The 15,775-nt window shown below is 59.6% G+C and carries 12 protein-coding genes; 5 read left to right on the forward strand and 7 right to left on the reverse strand.

All coding sequences use genetic code 11. The features are described from left to right. The first annotated feature begins 771 nt into the window (after nt 1–771). On the forward strand, nt 772–1,563 hold the full coding sequence (locus K883_RS23515; RefSeq protein WP_036455997.1) for a cephalosporin hydroxylase family protein: 792 nt from the start codon (nt 772–774) through the stop codon (nt 1,561–1,563). Nucleotides 1,564–1,688: 125 nt separating this feature from the next. On the opposite strand, the gene K883_RS23520 is transcribed toward K883_RS23515, so the two are convergent. Then, entirely contained in the window at nt 1,689–2,558 is an 870-nt protein-coding gene (locus K883_RS23520) for a glycosyltransferase family 2 protein (protein WP_237394578.1), read from the reverse strand. Nucleotides 2,559–3,439: 881 nt separating this feature from the next. Between K883_RS23520 and K883_RS23530 the strand changes: the two genes are divergently transcribed. The 3 genes from K883_RS23530 (at nt 3,440) to K883_RS23540 (ending at nt 7,089) form a co-directional block, all read left to right on the forward strand. Continuing rightward, nucleotides 3,440–4,492 carry a GDP-mannose 4,6-dehydratase gene (locus K883_RS23530; protein WP_237394579.1) on the forward strand — a complete coding sequence of 351 codons (1,053 nt, stop codon included), beginning with the start codon at nt 3,440–3,442 and terminating at the stop codon, nt 4,490–4,492. Next, nucleotides 4,489–5,574 (forward strand): glycosyltransferase family 4 protein, encoded by a 1,086-nt coding sequence (locus K883_RS23535; protein WP_014382797.1) that lies wholly within the window; start codon nt 4,489–4,491, stop codon nt 5,572–5,574. The genes K883_RS23530 and K883_RS23535 overlap by 4 nt, the downstream gene beginning before the upstream one ends. 258 nt (nt 5,575–5,832) lie before the next feature. Beyond that, the gene (locus tag K883_RS23540; protein ID WP_036455999.1) at nt 5,833–7,089 is read left to right on the forward strand and encodes a glycosyltransferase; all 1,257 of its coding nucleotides are present in this window, start codon (nt 5,833–5,835) and stop codon (nt 7,087–7,089) included. 7 nt (nt 7,090–7,096) lie between these two features. Here the strand turns inward: K883_RS23540 and K883_RS23545 are convergent, their stop codons facing one another. The 3 genes from K883_RS23545 to K883_RS23555 all read right to left on the reverse strand — a co-directional run bounded on the left by K883_RS23545 (nt 7,097) and on the right by K883_RS23555 (nt 10,230). Then, entirely contained in the window at nt 7,097–7,876 is a 780-nt protein-coding gene (locus K883_RS23545) for an SDR family NAD(P)-dependent oxidoreductase (RefSeq protein WP_036456000.1), read from the reverse strand. A 282-nt stretch (nt 7,877–8,158) separates the two neighbouring features. Continuing rightward, entirely contained in the window at nt 8,159–9,289 is a 1,131-nt protein-coding gene (locus K883_RS23550; RefSeq protein WP_036456001.1) for an acyltransferase family protein, read from the reverse strand. A 143-nt stretch (nt 9,290–9,432) separates the two neighbouring features. After that, nucleotides 9,433–10,230: a TylF/MycF/NovP-related O-methyltransferase gene (locus tag K883_RS23555; protein WP_036456002.1), complete on the reverse strand. Its 798-nt coding sequence runs from the start codon at nt 10,228–10,230 to the stop codon at nt 9,433–9,435. 587 nt (nt 10,231–10,817) lie between these two features. Here K883_RS23555 and K883_RS23560 point away from each other — a divergent pair. After that, nucleotides 10,818–11,690 (forward strand): 2OG-Fe(II) oxygenase, encoded by an 873-nt coding sequence (locus tag K883_RS23560; RefSeq protein WP_051701181.1) that lies wholly within the window; start codon nt 10,818–10,820, stop codon nt 11,688–11,690. A gap of 100 nt (nt 11,691–11,790) precedes the next feature. Here the strand turns inward: K883_RS23560 and K883_RS23565 are convergent, their stop codons facing one another. From K883_RS23565 to K883_RS23575, 3 genes are all read right to left on the reverse strand, one after another. Then, entirely contained in the window at nt 11,791–12,594 is an 804-nt protein-coding gene (locus K883_RS23565; protein WP_179945126.1) for a class I SAM-dependent methyltransferase, read from the reverse strand. 216 nt (nt 12,595–12,810) lie between these two features. Next, nucleotides 12,811–14,127, reverse strand: coding sequence for a glycosyltransferase (locus K883_RS23570; RefSeq protein ID WP_051701182.1), 1,317 nt, complete (start codon nt 14,125–14,127; stop codon nt 12,811–12,813). Between the two features lie 379 nt (nt 14,128–14,506). After that, nucleotides 14,507–15,775 (reverse strand): glycosyltransferase, encoded by a 1,269-nt coding sequence (locus K883_RS23575; protein WP_036456004.1) that lies wholly within the window; start codon nt 15,773–15,775, stop codon nt 14,507–14,509.

The raw sequence follows: 15,775 nt of genomic DNA on the forward strand, positions 1-15,775 counted from the left end.
ATGGCCTTACACTGATACATCTGCACACATTGTCCATGGCAGTACCGCACCCAGGTGTACCCATATACAGCAACTCCAGCATCTCGCGTCTTCTGTTCGTCAGGTATGTGCGTCGTAAACACCCGGGCTATTCTGACGACTTACGGAAAATTGATCTGATTTGATCAGTCGGTGCACGCATACAGCACAACGATAAAAGGGGCAGCCATACCCCTTTCGTATGCCATGTCATGCGGTTGCGCACACCCGGGCTGCTTTACGTTTTTTGTCAAGGTTTTACCAAGAGTCGTCCATCCGCTTGAGGCGTCGCTAGTGGGCAATAACCACACATGATCGACGCAGCAGTGTCATGAGTTGCAAACCTCCGGTGACATCGTCGTGCAGGTTGGTTTGGTGCCGTGGTTGACTTGGCGTTTCACTGCACCGAGCGTTTTCGTGTTGCTCCGCTGCTTGAAACACAGGACCGCCATGCCGCTGATTGCGCTAAACGGTGCGGGGGTGGTGAGACACCGGGCCCGCCTTGGGTAGCTTCAGTTGCGGATTCGGCACGATAGTGATCGGTACTGTGTGAGGGGATCTCCGGGCGCGTTGCCGTCGAATGAACAGCGACGACGGCCACGGCCGGTCCCCCAAATCGCAACTTCCAAGTGCGGACTCCAACCACCGGCGTCTCAGACAAGGAGACACCGAAAATCGACACAAGTATCATCCTCTCCGGCGGGCTCGACTCTCGACTCCGCTTGAGCTGGGGCCGTCAATCACCTTAGGAGAATGAACGTGGCCGACCAAAGTCTGACAGACCATCAGCGGAGCGTGATCGAGAATGTAGAGGCTCTCGCGAAAGACCACGAAATCGCTCGCCTATCTTCCGAATGGACCGATCGAAGCGTTACGCATCGCTACTCGTACAATTTCGAGTGGCTCGGCCGGCCGATCATCCAATACCCGCAGGACATCGTCTGTCTACAGGAGTTGATTTGGAAGGTTAAGCCTAGTGTGATTGTCGAGACGGGGATCGCGCATGGGGGGTCATTGATCCTCAGCGCTTCCATGCTCGCACTGCTTGACATGTGTGACGCGATCACCAATGACACACCTCTTGACGTGCGGGCTCCCAGCCGACGCGTAATCAGCGTCGATATCGACATACGGGCTCATAATCGTGCTGCGATAGAAGCCCACCCAATGTATAAATACATTACGATGATCGAAGGGTCCAGCGTTGACCCGGACATAATTCAACAGGTTCACGGTCTGGCGCGCAGCGATGGCCCCGTGCTCGTTTGTCTCGACAGCAACCACACGCATGAGCACGTCCTTGCCGAATTGTCGGCCTACGCACCTCTTGTGACTCCGAATAGCTATTGCGTGGTATTCGATACCGTAATCGAGGACTTGGGCGCGGACAAATACCCCGACCGGCCGTGGGGCCCAGGCAACAACCCGAAGACGGCAGTCTGGGAATTTCTCAAGTCGCATTCCGAGTTCGAGATTGACCGCAAAATTCCGCAAAAATTACAACTAACCATGGCGCCGGACGGGTATCTCCGCAGGATCCGGTGACGTGCGGCTTCTTAGCAAGGCTGCGACAGCCCGGCAAGCTCTGTACAGAGCCGTGGGCAGCTGATCTAACCGCTTTGATACCCAGGCGATAACAAAATAGTGACTTACTTGGTACTGCGCAGCATTCAGTCGCCCCTCAGCATTGGGCGCATACCGGCCTTGTACCGCTGATACAACGCGGTGAATACTCTCCCATAGGCCACGCGCCAGTTGAGTACTACGAGCCGAGACAATAGCGACACCCTGTCGGTCAGGGGGAAAGACTTAGCCAATTTGAGCGCGTAGGCCGAGAAAGTGAAGAACGGCAGTACAGCTTCGATGCGGCGACCTCGGAGAACACGGTATGCGTCCGCGCGGCTGCTGGCTCCCGACACACCGAGTTCCAACCAGCCGCCATCGGTTCGATTTATGTTTCCACGCGAGGCAAGGAACAGATCGATCGCCCAATCTGCCGCCCAGAATGACTGACCGATGACATCACATTGGCGCAGGATCGCGGTCCGAACCACAGAGTAGTACACAGCTTGAGATTGCCAGCAATGGTCCATAAAGCCCGCAAAGCGTTCGCCCGGAGTGCCGACAAGCGAGAAGGTGACATTGTCCGCTTCAGCCTGCCCCATGAACCTGTTCGGGCAGGTTGACGCTACATAGTCGACATTTTCCTCCAGGAAGTTGATATTCAACTCCAAGAAATTGTCTGACCGCGTATCGTCTGCGGCAAGCCAATGAAAATATTCACCGACTGCTTTATCCAAAACGAACTTGAAATTGGCAGCGGCGCCAATATTGTTTTCCTGGCGAAAGTACTTTATTCGGGGATTAATTGCAGCCATTTCTCGACAGATTTGAGCTGTATTATCTGTCGACGCATTGTCGGAGATGATCACCTCGTAGTCGCGGAACGACTGAGAATTTATAGATCTGAGGGCCTGCTCAAGAGACGCCCCGCCATTGTAGACGGGAATGCCGACACTTATTCGAACTTGGCCATTCACGTTCACATCTTTCTGCGCAGGAACCCGCGCGGCGCCACTGACATCAGCAGCTTATTGTCCAGGGAGTCATCGATCTCGAACTCCACACGGTTCTCAAGGTACTTCCAAAACGACGGTTTTCGGGTTGTCACGGTGCCCCCAGGGACGATCCGGATGGGCACCGACCCGGCAGGGCTTCGACAATCGTCGCCGCAATATCCTGCGGGGCCCCCAAGCGCGGCGAAATGGTATGAGTATCGAGCACTAGTGGACGCGGAAATCCATTGAGAAGAGAGGAGGGTAAGCCCACATACAGCGCCAACTTTTTCCTGCTCGTTCACGGGCGCTTTCCTATCTCAATTCGCACTCCGTACTGCTCCCTATCCCGAAACCAACATCCTCGAACGGCTCAGCATAACTTCGCCGTACAAACGCCTGCGCCGCCATGTAGATCACCAGAGCCGGGTTGGCGATGCGCAATGACCCCACGAGTTTAACGGCTCTTCCGAAATGAGAGTGCGTGGTTGGTTGGTTGATCACGGTGAATGCGTGTCGCTGAGTTGAGGTGGGACCTCGGTGCGTGACGATTCGGGTTCCTATACTCGACCGCCACACCACCGAGGTTGCCCGTGTCTGAGGCCAGTGCCTGCCCGCTCAACGTTGTTGCCGACACGATCATGCGCACGATTGAGTTTGGTGACGATCACTGGTGCGGCGATCGCCCAGGAGCTGACCTGGATCGACTGCGGTGAGACCGGCCAACTGCATGATCATGTCGAACGAGTGCCAATCTGCCGGTGGTGGGCCATCGACCCGGTTGCGGGTGCGCCTACCCGGCTTCACCTGCGGCAACGACAGGTGCACGATCACGATCTTTCGCCAGCGCACCGACGGAGGTTGGATTGCTCATCGGTCCAACCGTGGCGTACGTTCGGACTGTTCTTTCCTTCGGTACTTTTGGTGGTGCGGGCGATCCCCAGGAGGGTTTATTGCGAGCGCTTGTCTGCGGCATTTCAGGCCAAGATGGCGCTTATCTGGCGCGCCTGCTGCTCGACAAAGGTTACGAGGTAATCGGCACGTCGCGAGACGCTCAGATCGGTGGCTTCCCCAACCTGGTGCGGCTCGGAGTCCGGGATCATGTTCGCCTGGAATCCATGGCGGCCAATGACTTCCGCAGCGTGCTCAACGTACTGCGGGAAACCGAACCCCAAGAGATTTACAACCTAGCCGGCCAAAGCTCAGTCGGGCTATCGTTTGAACAGCCGGTGGAAACCCTGGACAGCATGGCCGTCGGCACGATCAATCTGCTCGAAGCGATACGTTTTCTGGATGAGCCCGTCCGCTTTTACAGCGCCGGCTCCAGTGAATGCTTCGGAGACACCGAAGGCCAGCCGGCAAATGAGCAAACCCCCTTCCGCCCCCGCAGCCCCTACGCCGTAGCGAAAAGCACAGCACACTGGCTGGTCGCCAACTACCGGGAGGCATACGGGCTGCACGCCAGCACCGGCATATTGTTCAACCATGAATCGCCGTTGCGCCCCGAGCGTTTCGTGACCAAGAAGATTGTGGCCGCCGCGGTCCGCATCGCCAAAGGCGAGCGCTCACGTTTGACGCTGGGCAACATTGCCATCAAACGAGACTGGGGATGGGCACCTGAATATGTCGACGCGATGTGGCGCATGTTGCAGCAACCCAGCGGCTCAGACTTCGTGATCGCCACCGGACAAAGCCACACTCTCGAAGAATTCGCACAGACCGCCTTTAATCACCTCGGTCTTGACTGGCGAGAACATACCGATCTTTCCGAGGCGCTTAGGCGCCCTTCCGATCTCACCGGAGGGCTCGGCGATGCGTCCCGAGCACGAGACGTGCTCGGCTGGTCGCCGACCTACCGAATGCACGACGTCGTCAAAGCCATGGTTGAGGCCGAACACACGGGAGTCCAGCCCCTATGAAAGTCGCATTCGACCATCACATCTTCGCTTACCAGCGATACGGTGGTGTTTCACGCTATTTCGTCGAACTGGCAAGCCGCCTTCCCGCCCACGGCGTGGAGGCATCGGTCATCGCCCCACTGCACATCAACAACTACCTGGCGAACGACTCCGCCCGCGGCCTCACGCGGGGCAAGTACGTGCGCTCCGAATTCGCAGGCATCCCCCTTGCGCTCGGACTGACAAACCGGTTGGCTGCGCCCCTAGCATGGAGGGGAGCCAATCCCGACATCGTGCACGAAACCTATTTCTCCGCCAAACCATTGGGTAAGGCACGGCGCCGCGTCGTCACGGTCTACGACATGATCCACGAGCTCTTCATGCCTAACGCCAAACTTGCGATCGCCGCCAAGCGCGCGGCGGTCAAACGCGCCGACCACATCATCTGCATCTCCGAGAACACCAGGCAAGACCTGGTACGTCTTCACGATATCGACCCAGCGCGCACCAGTGTCGTGCACCTTGGCTATTCGCTGACTGCCGAAGCTGACTCGGCACAGGACGGTTTACGCGGACAAAGACCGACGCTCTTGTACGTCGGACTGCGAGGGGGATATAAGAATTTCAGCACGTTGCTGCAGGCGTATAGCAGCTCTCCGGTACTGCGGGAATTCGAATTGATAGCCTTCGGCGGACCCCCGTTGCGCCGCGACGAGCAGGAAGAAATCAATCGGCTGGGGATCGGCGACCAGGTGCGTTTCGAGTCAGGCACCGACCGCGAACTCGCGGCACATTACCAGGCGGCCGCCGCGTTCATCTGCCCCTCAAAATACGAAGGATTCGGGATTCCACCCCTCGAAGCCATGAGCCACGGGTGCCCGGTTGTGTGCAGCAACGCAGGATCGATCCCCGAAGTAGTCGCAGACGCAGGCGCATATTTCGATCCCAATAGCCCCGAGGAATTACGCACTACTCTTGAGCGCGTCGCAACCGACGAGGCCCTGCAAGCAGACCTGCGAGCGCGTGGATATGAACGCCTCGCCGCCTTCTCCTGGGACAAGTGCGCCGCAGACACGGCACGAATCTATCGCGAAATCGTCTGACTGAAGGGCCGTGCGACACCCGATGCCTGGGCAACCTGTTGACTTGGCCCATTCTCCGCGGTCAACCACTTCCGAGCACCATCAGTAATCGGCGCCACCGTCGCGGACAGTGTCGACGACACAGGGGCGACATCGCTCACGCGGTAAGCTGCCCGCTGATTTCACAGTCTTCTTCACGCTGGAGATGCGCTGATTAGCTAGTCTCAGCACAACGACCAGACCGATTCGAAGTCAAGGAACACAAGGCTGGGACCCACAATGAAGTTTGCCCTGGCGAGTTACGGAACTCGCGGCGACATCGAGCCTTCCGCCGCCGTGGGTCGCGAACTGGTGCGCCGAGGGCACGACGTACGACTGGCCGTCCCCCCGGAACTGGTTGCCTTCGTCGAATCGACCGGGCTGGTAGCCGTTCCTTACGGCCCCAAAGTGCAGGAGTTCCTCGACGAGGAATTCCTGCGGAACATGTGGGCGGATTTCTTCCGCAATCCGATCAGGCAGCTGCCCAAAGTTTGGGACCCGATCATCAAGTATTGGCCGGACGTGAGCACGACGCTGAAGTCGCTCGCGGACGGCGCCGACTTGCTCGCCACCGGCCTGAATTTCGAGCAGGCCGCCGCCAATGTGGCTGAGTACTACGACATTCCGTTGGCCTCGTTGCATCACTTCCCCATGCGCGCCAACGGCCGCCTGGTGCCCAGCATGCCGGCCCCTTTGGTCCGCTCGACGATGACGGCGATCGAGTGGCTGTTTTGGCGCTCGACGATGAAGGTCGACAACGCGCAGCGCCAAGAACTCGGACTGCCCAAGGCGACACATCGTTCGCAGCGACGAATCGCCGACCACGGTTGGCTGGAAATCCAAACCTACGACGACGTGTTTTTTCCCGGCTTGGCCGCCGAATGGGCGAAATGGGGTAGCCGCCGTCCGTTCGTCGGCGCACTCACCATGGAGTTGGCGACCGACGCCGACGACGATGTCGCCTCGTGGATCGCCTCGGGAACACCACCCATCTGCTTCGGGTCCGGGAGCATACCCGTCGAATCACCCACCGCCACCGTCGAAATGATCGGTGCGGCGTGCGCACAGCTGGGCGAGCGGGCGCTCATTTGCTTCGGCGGCACAGATTTCAGCGACGTGCCGCATTTCGACCACGTCAAAGTCGTCGGCCCGGTCAACTACGCGTCCATCTTCCCCGCCTGCCGTGCGGTCGTTCATCACGGCGGTTCGGGCACCACGGCCGCGAGCCTGCGCGCGGGAATCCCCACCTTGGCCCTGTGGAGTTCGGCCGATCAGCCGTATTGGGCGGCCCAGATCAAACGCTTGAAAGTAGGTGCCGCCCGACGCTTTTCGGCCACCACCCCACGCTCGCTGGTGGCGGACCTGCGTACCATCCTCGCCCCGGACTACGCGACCAGAGCCCGGGAACTCTCCGCCCGGATGAGCAAGCCCGCCGAGAGCATCGGGACCACCGCCGACCTCTTGGAGGAGGCCGTCCACCGGAAAGTGGTTGGCTGAGGCCGCCTTATCGTCGCCCGGCGGGGGTAGAATTTATCCGACTGGCGACCGCCTTGAGCGAATCGGGCAGGAAACGCAGGGCCACACCCACGGTCTTGGTGGTCAGAGATCCGCCGACGACCTTGCGGTCCCCGCGCATCATCGCCTCGAAACCCTGCCTGGCAACCTCGGCCGGGTCATCCTTCGGCTTTTGCCCCGCACGCGTCTCGTCCATACCCGCGCGGTTGAAGAAGTTGGTCTCGATGGTGCCGGGGAGCAGGGAGGTGATAGTGATTCCGGTATCACGCAATTCGTCCTGCAAGGCCCCGGCGAAGGACTGAACGAACGACTTGGAGGCGTGATAAACCGCCTCGAAAGGCCCGGGCGCCATCGACGCCAGCGACGACGTGAGCAGCACCCTCCCCGCGCCGCTCCGGGTCATGTTGCGCAGCACCAGCTTGGCCAGGTGCACGGTCGAGCGCACGTTGAGGTCGATGATGGACATATCGTGCGCCAGGTCGCCCTCGACGAAACTTCCCCCGCCGCCGATGCCGGCGTTCAGCGCGGCCGCATCGATCGGACGATCACCCTCTGTGGCCTGCCGATAGAGCTTTTCGACGCCTTCCGGGTTACGTAGGTCAACCTGTACCGGCCGAACATCGACGCCCCACCGCGACAACGTGGTGGACGCTGGGTAGATCCCGTCGTTTTCGGCCGCCACCACCAGGTCATATCCCCGCTCCGCAAATAGCTCCGCTAGCTCGAGACCAATTCCACTGGACGCGCCGGTGATCAATGCTAATGCCATAGCAGAGGCCTACCCGTGTCAAGGACCATGAAACCCGTTGGCGGAGGGCGTTCGCCACGGCCCAGCGCTGATGACGCCTCAACAAGCATCCGCCCGTCCACAAGGTCAGCTTCTCCGAAGCCCCTTCGCGGTATCCAGCCTTCTTTCGTTGACACCTTCTAAAGCCCTCAAGAAAATCTCCATCTCGAGGCGATTGATGGCGCTTCAAGGGCGTCGTAGCAACATCGGTGACCCCGCGAGATGATTGGTCTGGCACGGGCCATGCGATTCAGATGCAGGGCACTAGGCGCTATCCGAGTCATCTGGGGTCGGCTGTCCGGCACCAAGATCGCCGGCGGCGAAGTTATGAACCTCAGCTTGAGATGCGGTAGGGGCAGACCACTTCCGCTTGAGCCGATATTTGAGCGACATCGCTGGCTTCTCGACCAGGAACCAGCTCGCGGCGGCCAGCGGCAACGTGGCTATAGCCGCGACGGGAAAGAACACAAGCGGATTAAGATTCACAAGCCCGCAGATGGCCAACAGCTGCTGTACTGGGAATGCATAAATATATACGCCGTAGGAAAGATCCGTCCGCAATATCAAGCGCCGATGCTTGATCAGGGAACCTGACACGATGACGGCATAGGCCAGCGGAAGGCCAGCTACCAAGCGGTAATCCGGCAGTTGGCTAGCCGCAAGGACCATGATCACGCTCACCGCGACGAGCGACCATCGCGCAGGGATCACGTCTCGCCACTGATAGAGGAGGGCTCCAGCCGCAAACATGATGGCCGAGCGCACAACGAGCTGGGGGATGGTCCATGCCTGCGTAAGTGTGAGCGGCGGAAGTAACATCGCCCCAAAAGCTGCGAATGCCAACATCACTGGAGAAATCCATTTGCGACTGGCAAGCCCGGCCAAGCCGATGCCAGCGACAGCGAGGTAGCACATCGCCTCGTATACGAGCGACCACAAAGACCCGTTCCAATCGCCTGCGGCAGGAACTCCATGCGGTGTTCCGGAGACACCTTGCTGCAGGTAGGCCAATGCGCTGTTTTTCAAGATGTATTCGATGGGCCCCGTGGACCCCAAGAGCTTCTTTGGCGAGCCACCCTGAATCGCCACACTGACTGGGGCGAAAACGAACGCGGTGATGATCAGGCAGACGTAAAACCCGGGGAGGATGCGAAGGGCTCGGGCCACAAGGTAGTCACGAACTCGCGGATCGCTGAGCCAGCTCCGAGAGATGAGGAACCCGGAAATCGCAAAGAATCCGTCAACCCCTACCGCGAAAAGAAGCTGGCGAATGGCTGTGGCAGGCAGACGGCCCGTGGCGGACCAAGAATGGAACAGCATCACTTCGGCGGCGAGCGCTAGACGCAGCGCGTTTAGCGCGTTATTTCGCGGGTCGAATACCTGTCCTAGCTTCACCGGCCTCCGCTCGTCCAGCCGCGTCGCGCGCGGCCTATCGTACCGAAAGCCGTCGGGTCGCGATGTCGCTGAGCTTGGGGCGACAGCACCGGATTCATTACGCCCCAGGCATTTTCACCGACGATAGCCGCTCCAAAGCCGCTTCAGTCCTTGCGCCACAGGATAGCGGTCCCGTCTATTTCTACAATCTCGGCCGAGATTCCATGTTTGGCGCGATAGTCCGTGACAGCTTGCTTGCACGCGTTAATTGCATGGTAATCGTCTATGACGCAGAAACCGCCGGACGACAGTTTCGGATAGAGCGCATCGAGCGCTTGGATCGTGGATTCGTAGAGGTCGCCATCCAGCCTCAAGACAGCAATGCGGTCTATCGGAGCAACGTGCAGGGTGTCTTTGAACCAGCCAGGCAGAAAGCGGACTCGGTCATCGAGCATCCCATAGCGCTCAAAGTTAGCTTTGACTTCCTCTACCGATACCCGATGGAAGCGAAAGAGATCTAGTCTAATGCCCTTATCTGCTTTGTAATTCGCAGTGTCCGGGCGTGGCAGGCCCTCGAACGAATCGGCTAACCACACACGCCGCGTCTCATCGCCATAAGCTGCCAAAACGGCGCGCATCAGAATGGAAGCGCCTCCGCGCCACACCCCACATTCCACCAAATCGCCGGGAATGTCTTCGTCCAGGACGGTCTCAACACAGTGCTGCAGACTGGTGAGCCTCTGCATTCCAATCATTGTTTCGGCGTCGGCAGGCCAGTCCAGGCCTAAGTCGCGCTTGTGCTGATCGAATCGGCGCTTCCGCACGAGCACGAAGTTGCGAGCTTTGAAAAGAGGCCGTCCCAGGTGGTACCACCCCACAGGTACCAGCTCGTCGAGACCGTATCTGGTCAGGTTGCGTCGCAGCAGGTCCAGATACAGAGATTGTGTATCCCGAGCCGTCACGGTCAAAGTTGCCCCTTATCTCCCATGCCAGTACTTCCGGCGATGAGCCTAGCCCCCGGTCGCCGCCATCGACGCGCGTTTGAGTTTCCGAAACTAGTAGCCAAAGTATTCTGCTGTTCACCGACGATTTGCTGTGCCTGTATGCAAGCAACTGCGCCGAATAGCTGGATCGATTCTGGCCAGATCGTACACGAGCAAGGTGGTCCCCACCGTCACGTCAGCCTCGGCCCAGCTGGCCCGCGCGGCAACGGCCCCCGAGCCTGCATCATTTAGCCCCTCTCATCTCTGTTGTGCCGTACGATCGATCCCGACGCCACAGCGGTGCTAGCTGCCGGAAGGTCGAAAAGATACAGATAGCGCGGATACAGTGAGCCCGATGTGAGGGTGGGCCCTTTTGGTTACACGTTGATGAAGAGGCTAGGCGCGATCTCAACCCAGTCTGTCTGTCGTGGAGACGCTTCTGCCCGCTGTGAATAACCGCGGATGAGTCGGCATCCATCAGTCGGCCGTTCTGAACCGCCGGGCCAGGCACCGCAACGTTGTATCGTCAGTATTGTTCGAGCCGCACACTTCAGGGGACAACTACCATGGCAGATGCCATTTTCAACGTCGAGGAACTCGAGTGCAACGCATCCGACCTGCGGCGTGAGTTTGAGGCGGCCGAGCCTTTTCCGCACCTCGTTCTGGACGACCTTCTTCGCCTTTCTCCATCAGCGGCCAACGCGTTTCCTGACATGTCGTGGCCGGGCTGGGCTGAGTCGGGCAACCGTTACCAGCACAACAAGCGTTACTGCTTCGACATCGGCCTGATTCCGGAGCCTTTTAGGGCACTCATCCGAGAGCTTTCCGAACCGCGATTTTTGAAGGTGCTTGAGCAAATTACTGGCATCAAGCAGCTACTTCCGGATCCCTATCTGATCGGGGGTGGCCTACACCTCAGCGGTCCAGGTGGTGTCCTGAGTCCCCATACCGACTTTCACTACCACCGCGTCTCGAATCTTCACCGACGCATCAACGTCCTCGTTTACCTGAATGACGCCTGGTCGCTCGAGGACGGCGGTTGTCTATCGCTCTATGACCAGCAGGGTCAGGCTATCCAGACGGTCGTACCGGACTGGGGAAGGATCGTCATCTTCCGCACCGACGACGGGTCCGTGCACGGGTTCCCGGTTCCCATTGCTGAAGGCAAATGGAGACGATCGGTAGCGCTTTACTACTACACGGCTGCACCGACCGATAGTTTTAGCGGCGACGAGAATACCTATTGGCGGCAGCACGGGGAGCAATCAGGGTTCGTCCGCAAGGCGCGATTATCCGCCTATTTCGGTCTGCTTAACGTCAGCCGCGTGATCGGGTTCTTGGCGCATGTCGTAAACCCAAACCAGGAGTTCAAGAAGCTGGCGAAGGCGTATTTTGCTACCCTGCGGCAGGCCAGGCGCGACCGCGCCGGAACCGCCTAGGAACGGATAGATGGCGTCATTTTCGGCAGATGCAAACCTGGCGAGTCGAATTTGCTAAACCATTGCGAGACTGTCTGTTTCGCTTGACGATTACCAAACCTCAGCGGGCTGGCTTGATTAGCAGACCCTGACCGGTCGGGAGCGTGCAAATTTTCACTCCCAATTCGCTCGCCACCTCATCCATGGCGATGCGCTGCTCGTCGCGTCCCCGGTTCGCATAGTCATCCAGGAGCACGAACGCACCGGGTGTGAGTCGCGGCCAAAAGAAACGCAATGCAGCCACTTCGGGGGGCGCGCAGTTCATGTCGATATGCAGGTAAGCTACTGACGGCGCATCGACCTGATCGAGTGTCTCCGGAACCGCGCCCACGATGATGCGATGATTACGCCATTGCGCAAAGTTAACACGCACATTGTCGACACCGTTGACGTACATCCCGTTGCGCAGCTGTCCTTCGCTTTTTTCCAACGCCCCGGTTTGGCGTTCGTTGTCGGTGACGAACCGCGGGTCGAGTCCCGCGAATGTGTCAAGCAGGTAGAACGTCTTGCCCAGCCGATCCCAATCGAGGTACTCCATGATGGCACTGCTCAAAAACCCATAGCTGACGCCGCACTCGACGAAATCGCCCTCGAGATGGCTGGCGCTGGCGGCCGCCCACAGCCCCACATGCACGCGCCATTGCCACTGGTACCAATCCTCGTTGCCGAGGGTGCGCGCACCGCGCTGGTAGGCACGCTGGAACTCGGGATCATCGAGGAACCCGTGAAAATTGTTGAAAGTGATCAACGCGTCGTTGGCGTAGACATCCGGCAGCAGGGTGCGCGCAAGCCAGTATTCGGTGCGCACCCACAACATCCTGAGGCGAGTGCCGGTCGTTAGCCCTGTTGCCACGGCGGCAACCATAACATTGAGGCGCGCGCCGCATTCGTAGGGAATGCGATGCGTTCACCATGACCTGTTTCGCCATCCCTTGTAGTAGGCAAACCGTCTCTTATACCTAGCATTTCAGCGATCTCAGAGGGCTTGTGCCACAGTAAGCCGCACCGTCGATCTCGCGTGCTCACGCGATGCCGTGTGCGGCAGCGGATGGCCGCTTCCTCACGAGGATCAAGTTACGGGTTAGCGGCCGATATTGCCGCGCTGCGGTGGCTCAGCTGCTTCGCCCTGCTTCAACCCGGGGACGCAAACTTGTGAACGAGCGAAATTCTCCAGAAGATCCACGGCGTGCCCTGCGCTCTCGGCGGGTTTGCTCATCCGCGTCGCCATTTCACGGGCGCGGGTGAGGTATTCCGGGGCAAGGATTTTCCGCAGGTCTGCCATAAGGGTTTCGGGCGTGCTGGCTGAAAACCGCCGGGAGGTGCCCACCTTCAGTTGCTTGATGTGCGCCCCCCAGAGCGGCTGATCGCCTGCCGTCCAGAGGATCAGCGAGGGAATTCCTGCGCGCAGACCGGCAGCCGTGGTGCCCGAGCCGCCGTGATGGACGACCGCGCGGCACGCAGGGAAGATCTTCGTGTAATTGACCACGCCGACGACCTTGACATGGTCCAACTGGGGGACGTCGCTGAAGTCACTCCAACCGGAACAGATCAATGCCCGTTCTCCCAACTCCGCGCAGGCAGCACCGATCATTCTCACCGTATCGGCCGGCGACTCGGCGACCGGCATGCTGCCGAAACCGAAGCAGATCGGCGGCGTGCCCTGGGCGATCCACGCCAACACCTCGTCATCGCATTCAGTTGTCAGTTCCATGGTCAGCGAGCCCACAAATGGCCGCTGCCCACCCCACTTAGCCCATTCGTTGGCCAGCCCAGGAAAGCAAACGTCGTCGTAGGCCTGGATTTCCAGCGAACCGCGTTTGGCGATCCGACTCGGTGAAGCGACCGTAGCGGTAGCCAGGCCGAGTCCACGTCGCTGCTTATCCTCCGCCTTCTTGTTCATCCGCCAACAGACCCAGTCGTACAGCGACATGCCGGCCCTAACCACGGGCCCGGGCACCCTCGGCACAAGCCGGCCGTTCGGGCGCATCGGAATGTAATGCAACGTCGCCATCGGAATGTCGTAATAGTCGGCGACGTTAATTGCTAGATCCTGGTAAAGCTGGCCGGTGAACAGCAAATCAGCCTCGGCGCCCACCGACATCAGCGCCGAGCTCATTTCGTGCCAGTTTCTCAGAACTGGTTCCCAAGCTTCGCGCATCAAGCTGATCGGACCTTTGAGAAAATTTTTCCAGAAGTCCCGAATGAACTCGTCGCTCCAAAAGTCGTGCATATCCGGCCCGTAGCCGATGGCGGGAAGCCCAGCAGCTTCAGCCAGATCGACCAGATTAGGCGGAACAGCCATACGCACCGAATGGCCTCTGCGCATCAGTTCACGACCGATGGTGAGGCAAGGCTCGATATCGCCACGCGTTCCATAGCTTGCCACAGCAAATTTCATCGCGACGTAACCTTAATCAATCTCTGACGGCGTGGGCAACTTTGACTGCTGTCTTTGCACGTGCGACATTGGTTGCAGTTGTTTCGCAACGGATTTGGCATCCGGCGACCGGACGGAGTAGTGAGAGCGCACCCGTGTCGTCCAGTGCGGCGAAGCCAACCTCATCGGCCTTTCCCCCGGACCGTAGAAGTATGACGACCCCCTTGTGTGGTATGGCTGAACCTAGGCGTTGTCGCCTGCTATTAGGTCAGTGTGCCAGACCGTCGACATCGTGTCTTGGGAAAATGGGAAGTCGTCCGGATGGGTCCGCCCGCCCAATCCGAAGGCCAAAAATTCTCCTAATTCCCCAGCGCAATGGCCGCTAAGCACGTTTGCTGTCTCAGGCGCGACTGCGTGAGCCGGCAAACTTTTCCACGACATCGGCGGCTTTGACGACACTGTCGGCCGGTTTGGTCATCTGAGCGGCGATGTCGCGGGCGCGCTGCGCGTAATCCGGGGCGAGGATTTGGCCTAAATCCTTCACCAAGGATTGATGATCGGCGGCCGAAAACCGCCGTGTGGTACCGACTTTCAGCCGTTTGAGCTGAGCGCCCCAGATGGTCTGATTCGCATCCATCGAGAGGATCAGCGTGGGAACGCCGGCACGCAGGCTGGCGGCAGTTGTGCCGGAGCCGCCGTGGTGAACGATGGCGCGGCAAACCGGAAAGATCGTCGCGTAATTCACCGGGCCCACCACCTTGACGTGGTCGGCACGCGGGACGCCGCTGAAGTCGCTCCTGCCGGCGCAGATCAATGCTCGCTCGCCCAGCTGCGAACAAGCAGAGCCGATCATTTCGACGGTGTCGGCCGGCGATTCGACCGGCATGCTGCCGAATCCGAAGCAGATAGGCGGTGTCCCCGCATGGATCCAGGCCATCACGTCGTCGTCGGCCTCGGTAATCAGCTCCATCGTCAGGGTGCCAACGAAGGGACGCAGGCCGCCCCATTTCGCCCATTCGTCGGCCAGCCCGGGGAAGCAGGCTTCGTCATAGGCCTGGATTTCCAACGCTCCGCGGTCAGCGATCCGCCGCGGTGACGGCGCTGTCGCCTTCGGGAGCCCGAGCTGTCGGCGCTGGGTGTCCTCGACCTTTTTGTTCAGGCGCCAGCAGTACCAGTCGAATGCCGTCATCGCCGACCGGGCCAACGGCGGCGGCAGGATCGAAACGACCTGGCCATTGGGCCGCATCGGAACGTGGTGCAAGGTGGCCAGCGGAAGGTCGTAATACTCCGCGACGTTGGCGGCGGGCTCCTGGTAACTCTGCCCGGCAAACAGCAGGTCGGCGCCCTCCGCGAGCGACAGGAGCGTCGAGTTCATCCGCCCCCAGCATTGGTCACTGAGATCCCACATCTCGCGCCACATCCCGCGCATCTCCCGGACCTTCCAGAATCCGCGGAAGAAAGACGTCCAGAAGTTGCGGTAGACGTCAAGCCAGGTCTGCGAATCCAGCCCGTAAGGAACCGCGGCCAGCCCGGCCGCCTCGGTGAAGCTCACCGAATCGGGCGGGACGGCCATGACCATGTCATGTCCCCGGCGCTGCAGTTCGCGGGCGACCACCACGGAAGGCTCGATGTCGCCACGCGTTCCATAGCTGGCCAACACACATTTCAT

Source organism: Mycobacterium sp. TKK-01-0059 (assembly GCF_000709305.1).
In the GTDB taxonomy this organism is placed as follows: domain Bacteria; phylum Actinomycetota; class Actinomycetes; order Mycobacteriales; family Mycobacteriaceae; genus Mycobacterium; species Mycobacterium intracellulare.

Bases quoted from the DNA above. Each gene is read 5' to 3' on its own strand.
- K883_RS23515 (WP_036455997.1), top strand. From the start codon at position 772: ATGAACGTGGCCGACCAAAGTCTGACAGACCATCAGCGGAGCGTGATC.
- K883_RS23535 (WP_014382797.1), top strand. From the start codon at position 4,489: ATGAAAGTCGCATTCGACCATCACATCTTCGCTTACCAGCGATACGGT.
- K883_RS23540 (WP_036455999.1), top strand. From the start codon at position 5,833: ATGAAGTTTGCCCTGGCGAGTTACGGAACTCGCGGCGACATCGAGCCT.
- K883_RS23545 (WP_036456000.1), bottom strand. From the start codon at position 7,876: ATGGCATTAGCATTGATCACCGGCGCGTCCAGTGGAATTGGTCTCGAG.
- K883_RS23560 (WP_051701181.1), top strand. From the start codon at position 10,818: ATGGCAGATGCCATTTTCAACGTCGAGGAACTCGAGTGCAACGCATCC.
- K883_RS23565 (WP_179945126.1), bottom strand. From the start codon at position 12,594: ATGGTTGCCGCCGTGGCAACAGGGCTAACGACCGGCACTCGCCTCAGG.
- K883_RS23570 (WP_051701182.1), bottom strand. From the start codon at position 14,127: ATGAAATTTGCTGTGGCAAGCTATGGAACGCGTGGCGATATCGAGCCT.
- K883_RS23575 (WP_036456004.1), bottom strand. From the start codon at position 15,775: ATGAAATGTGTGTTGGCCAGCTATGGAACGCGTGGCGACATCGAGCCT.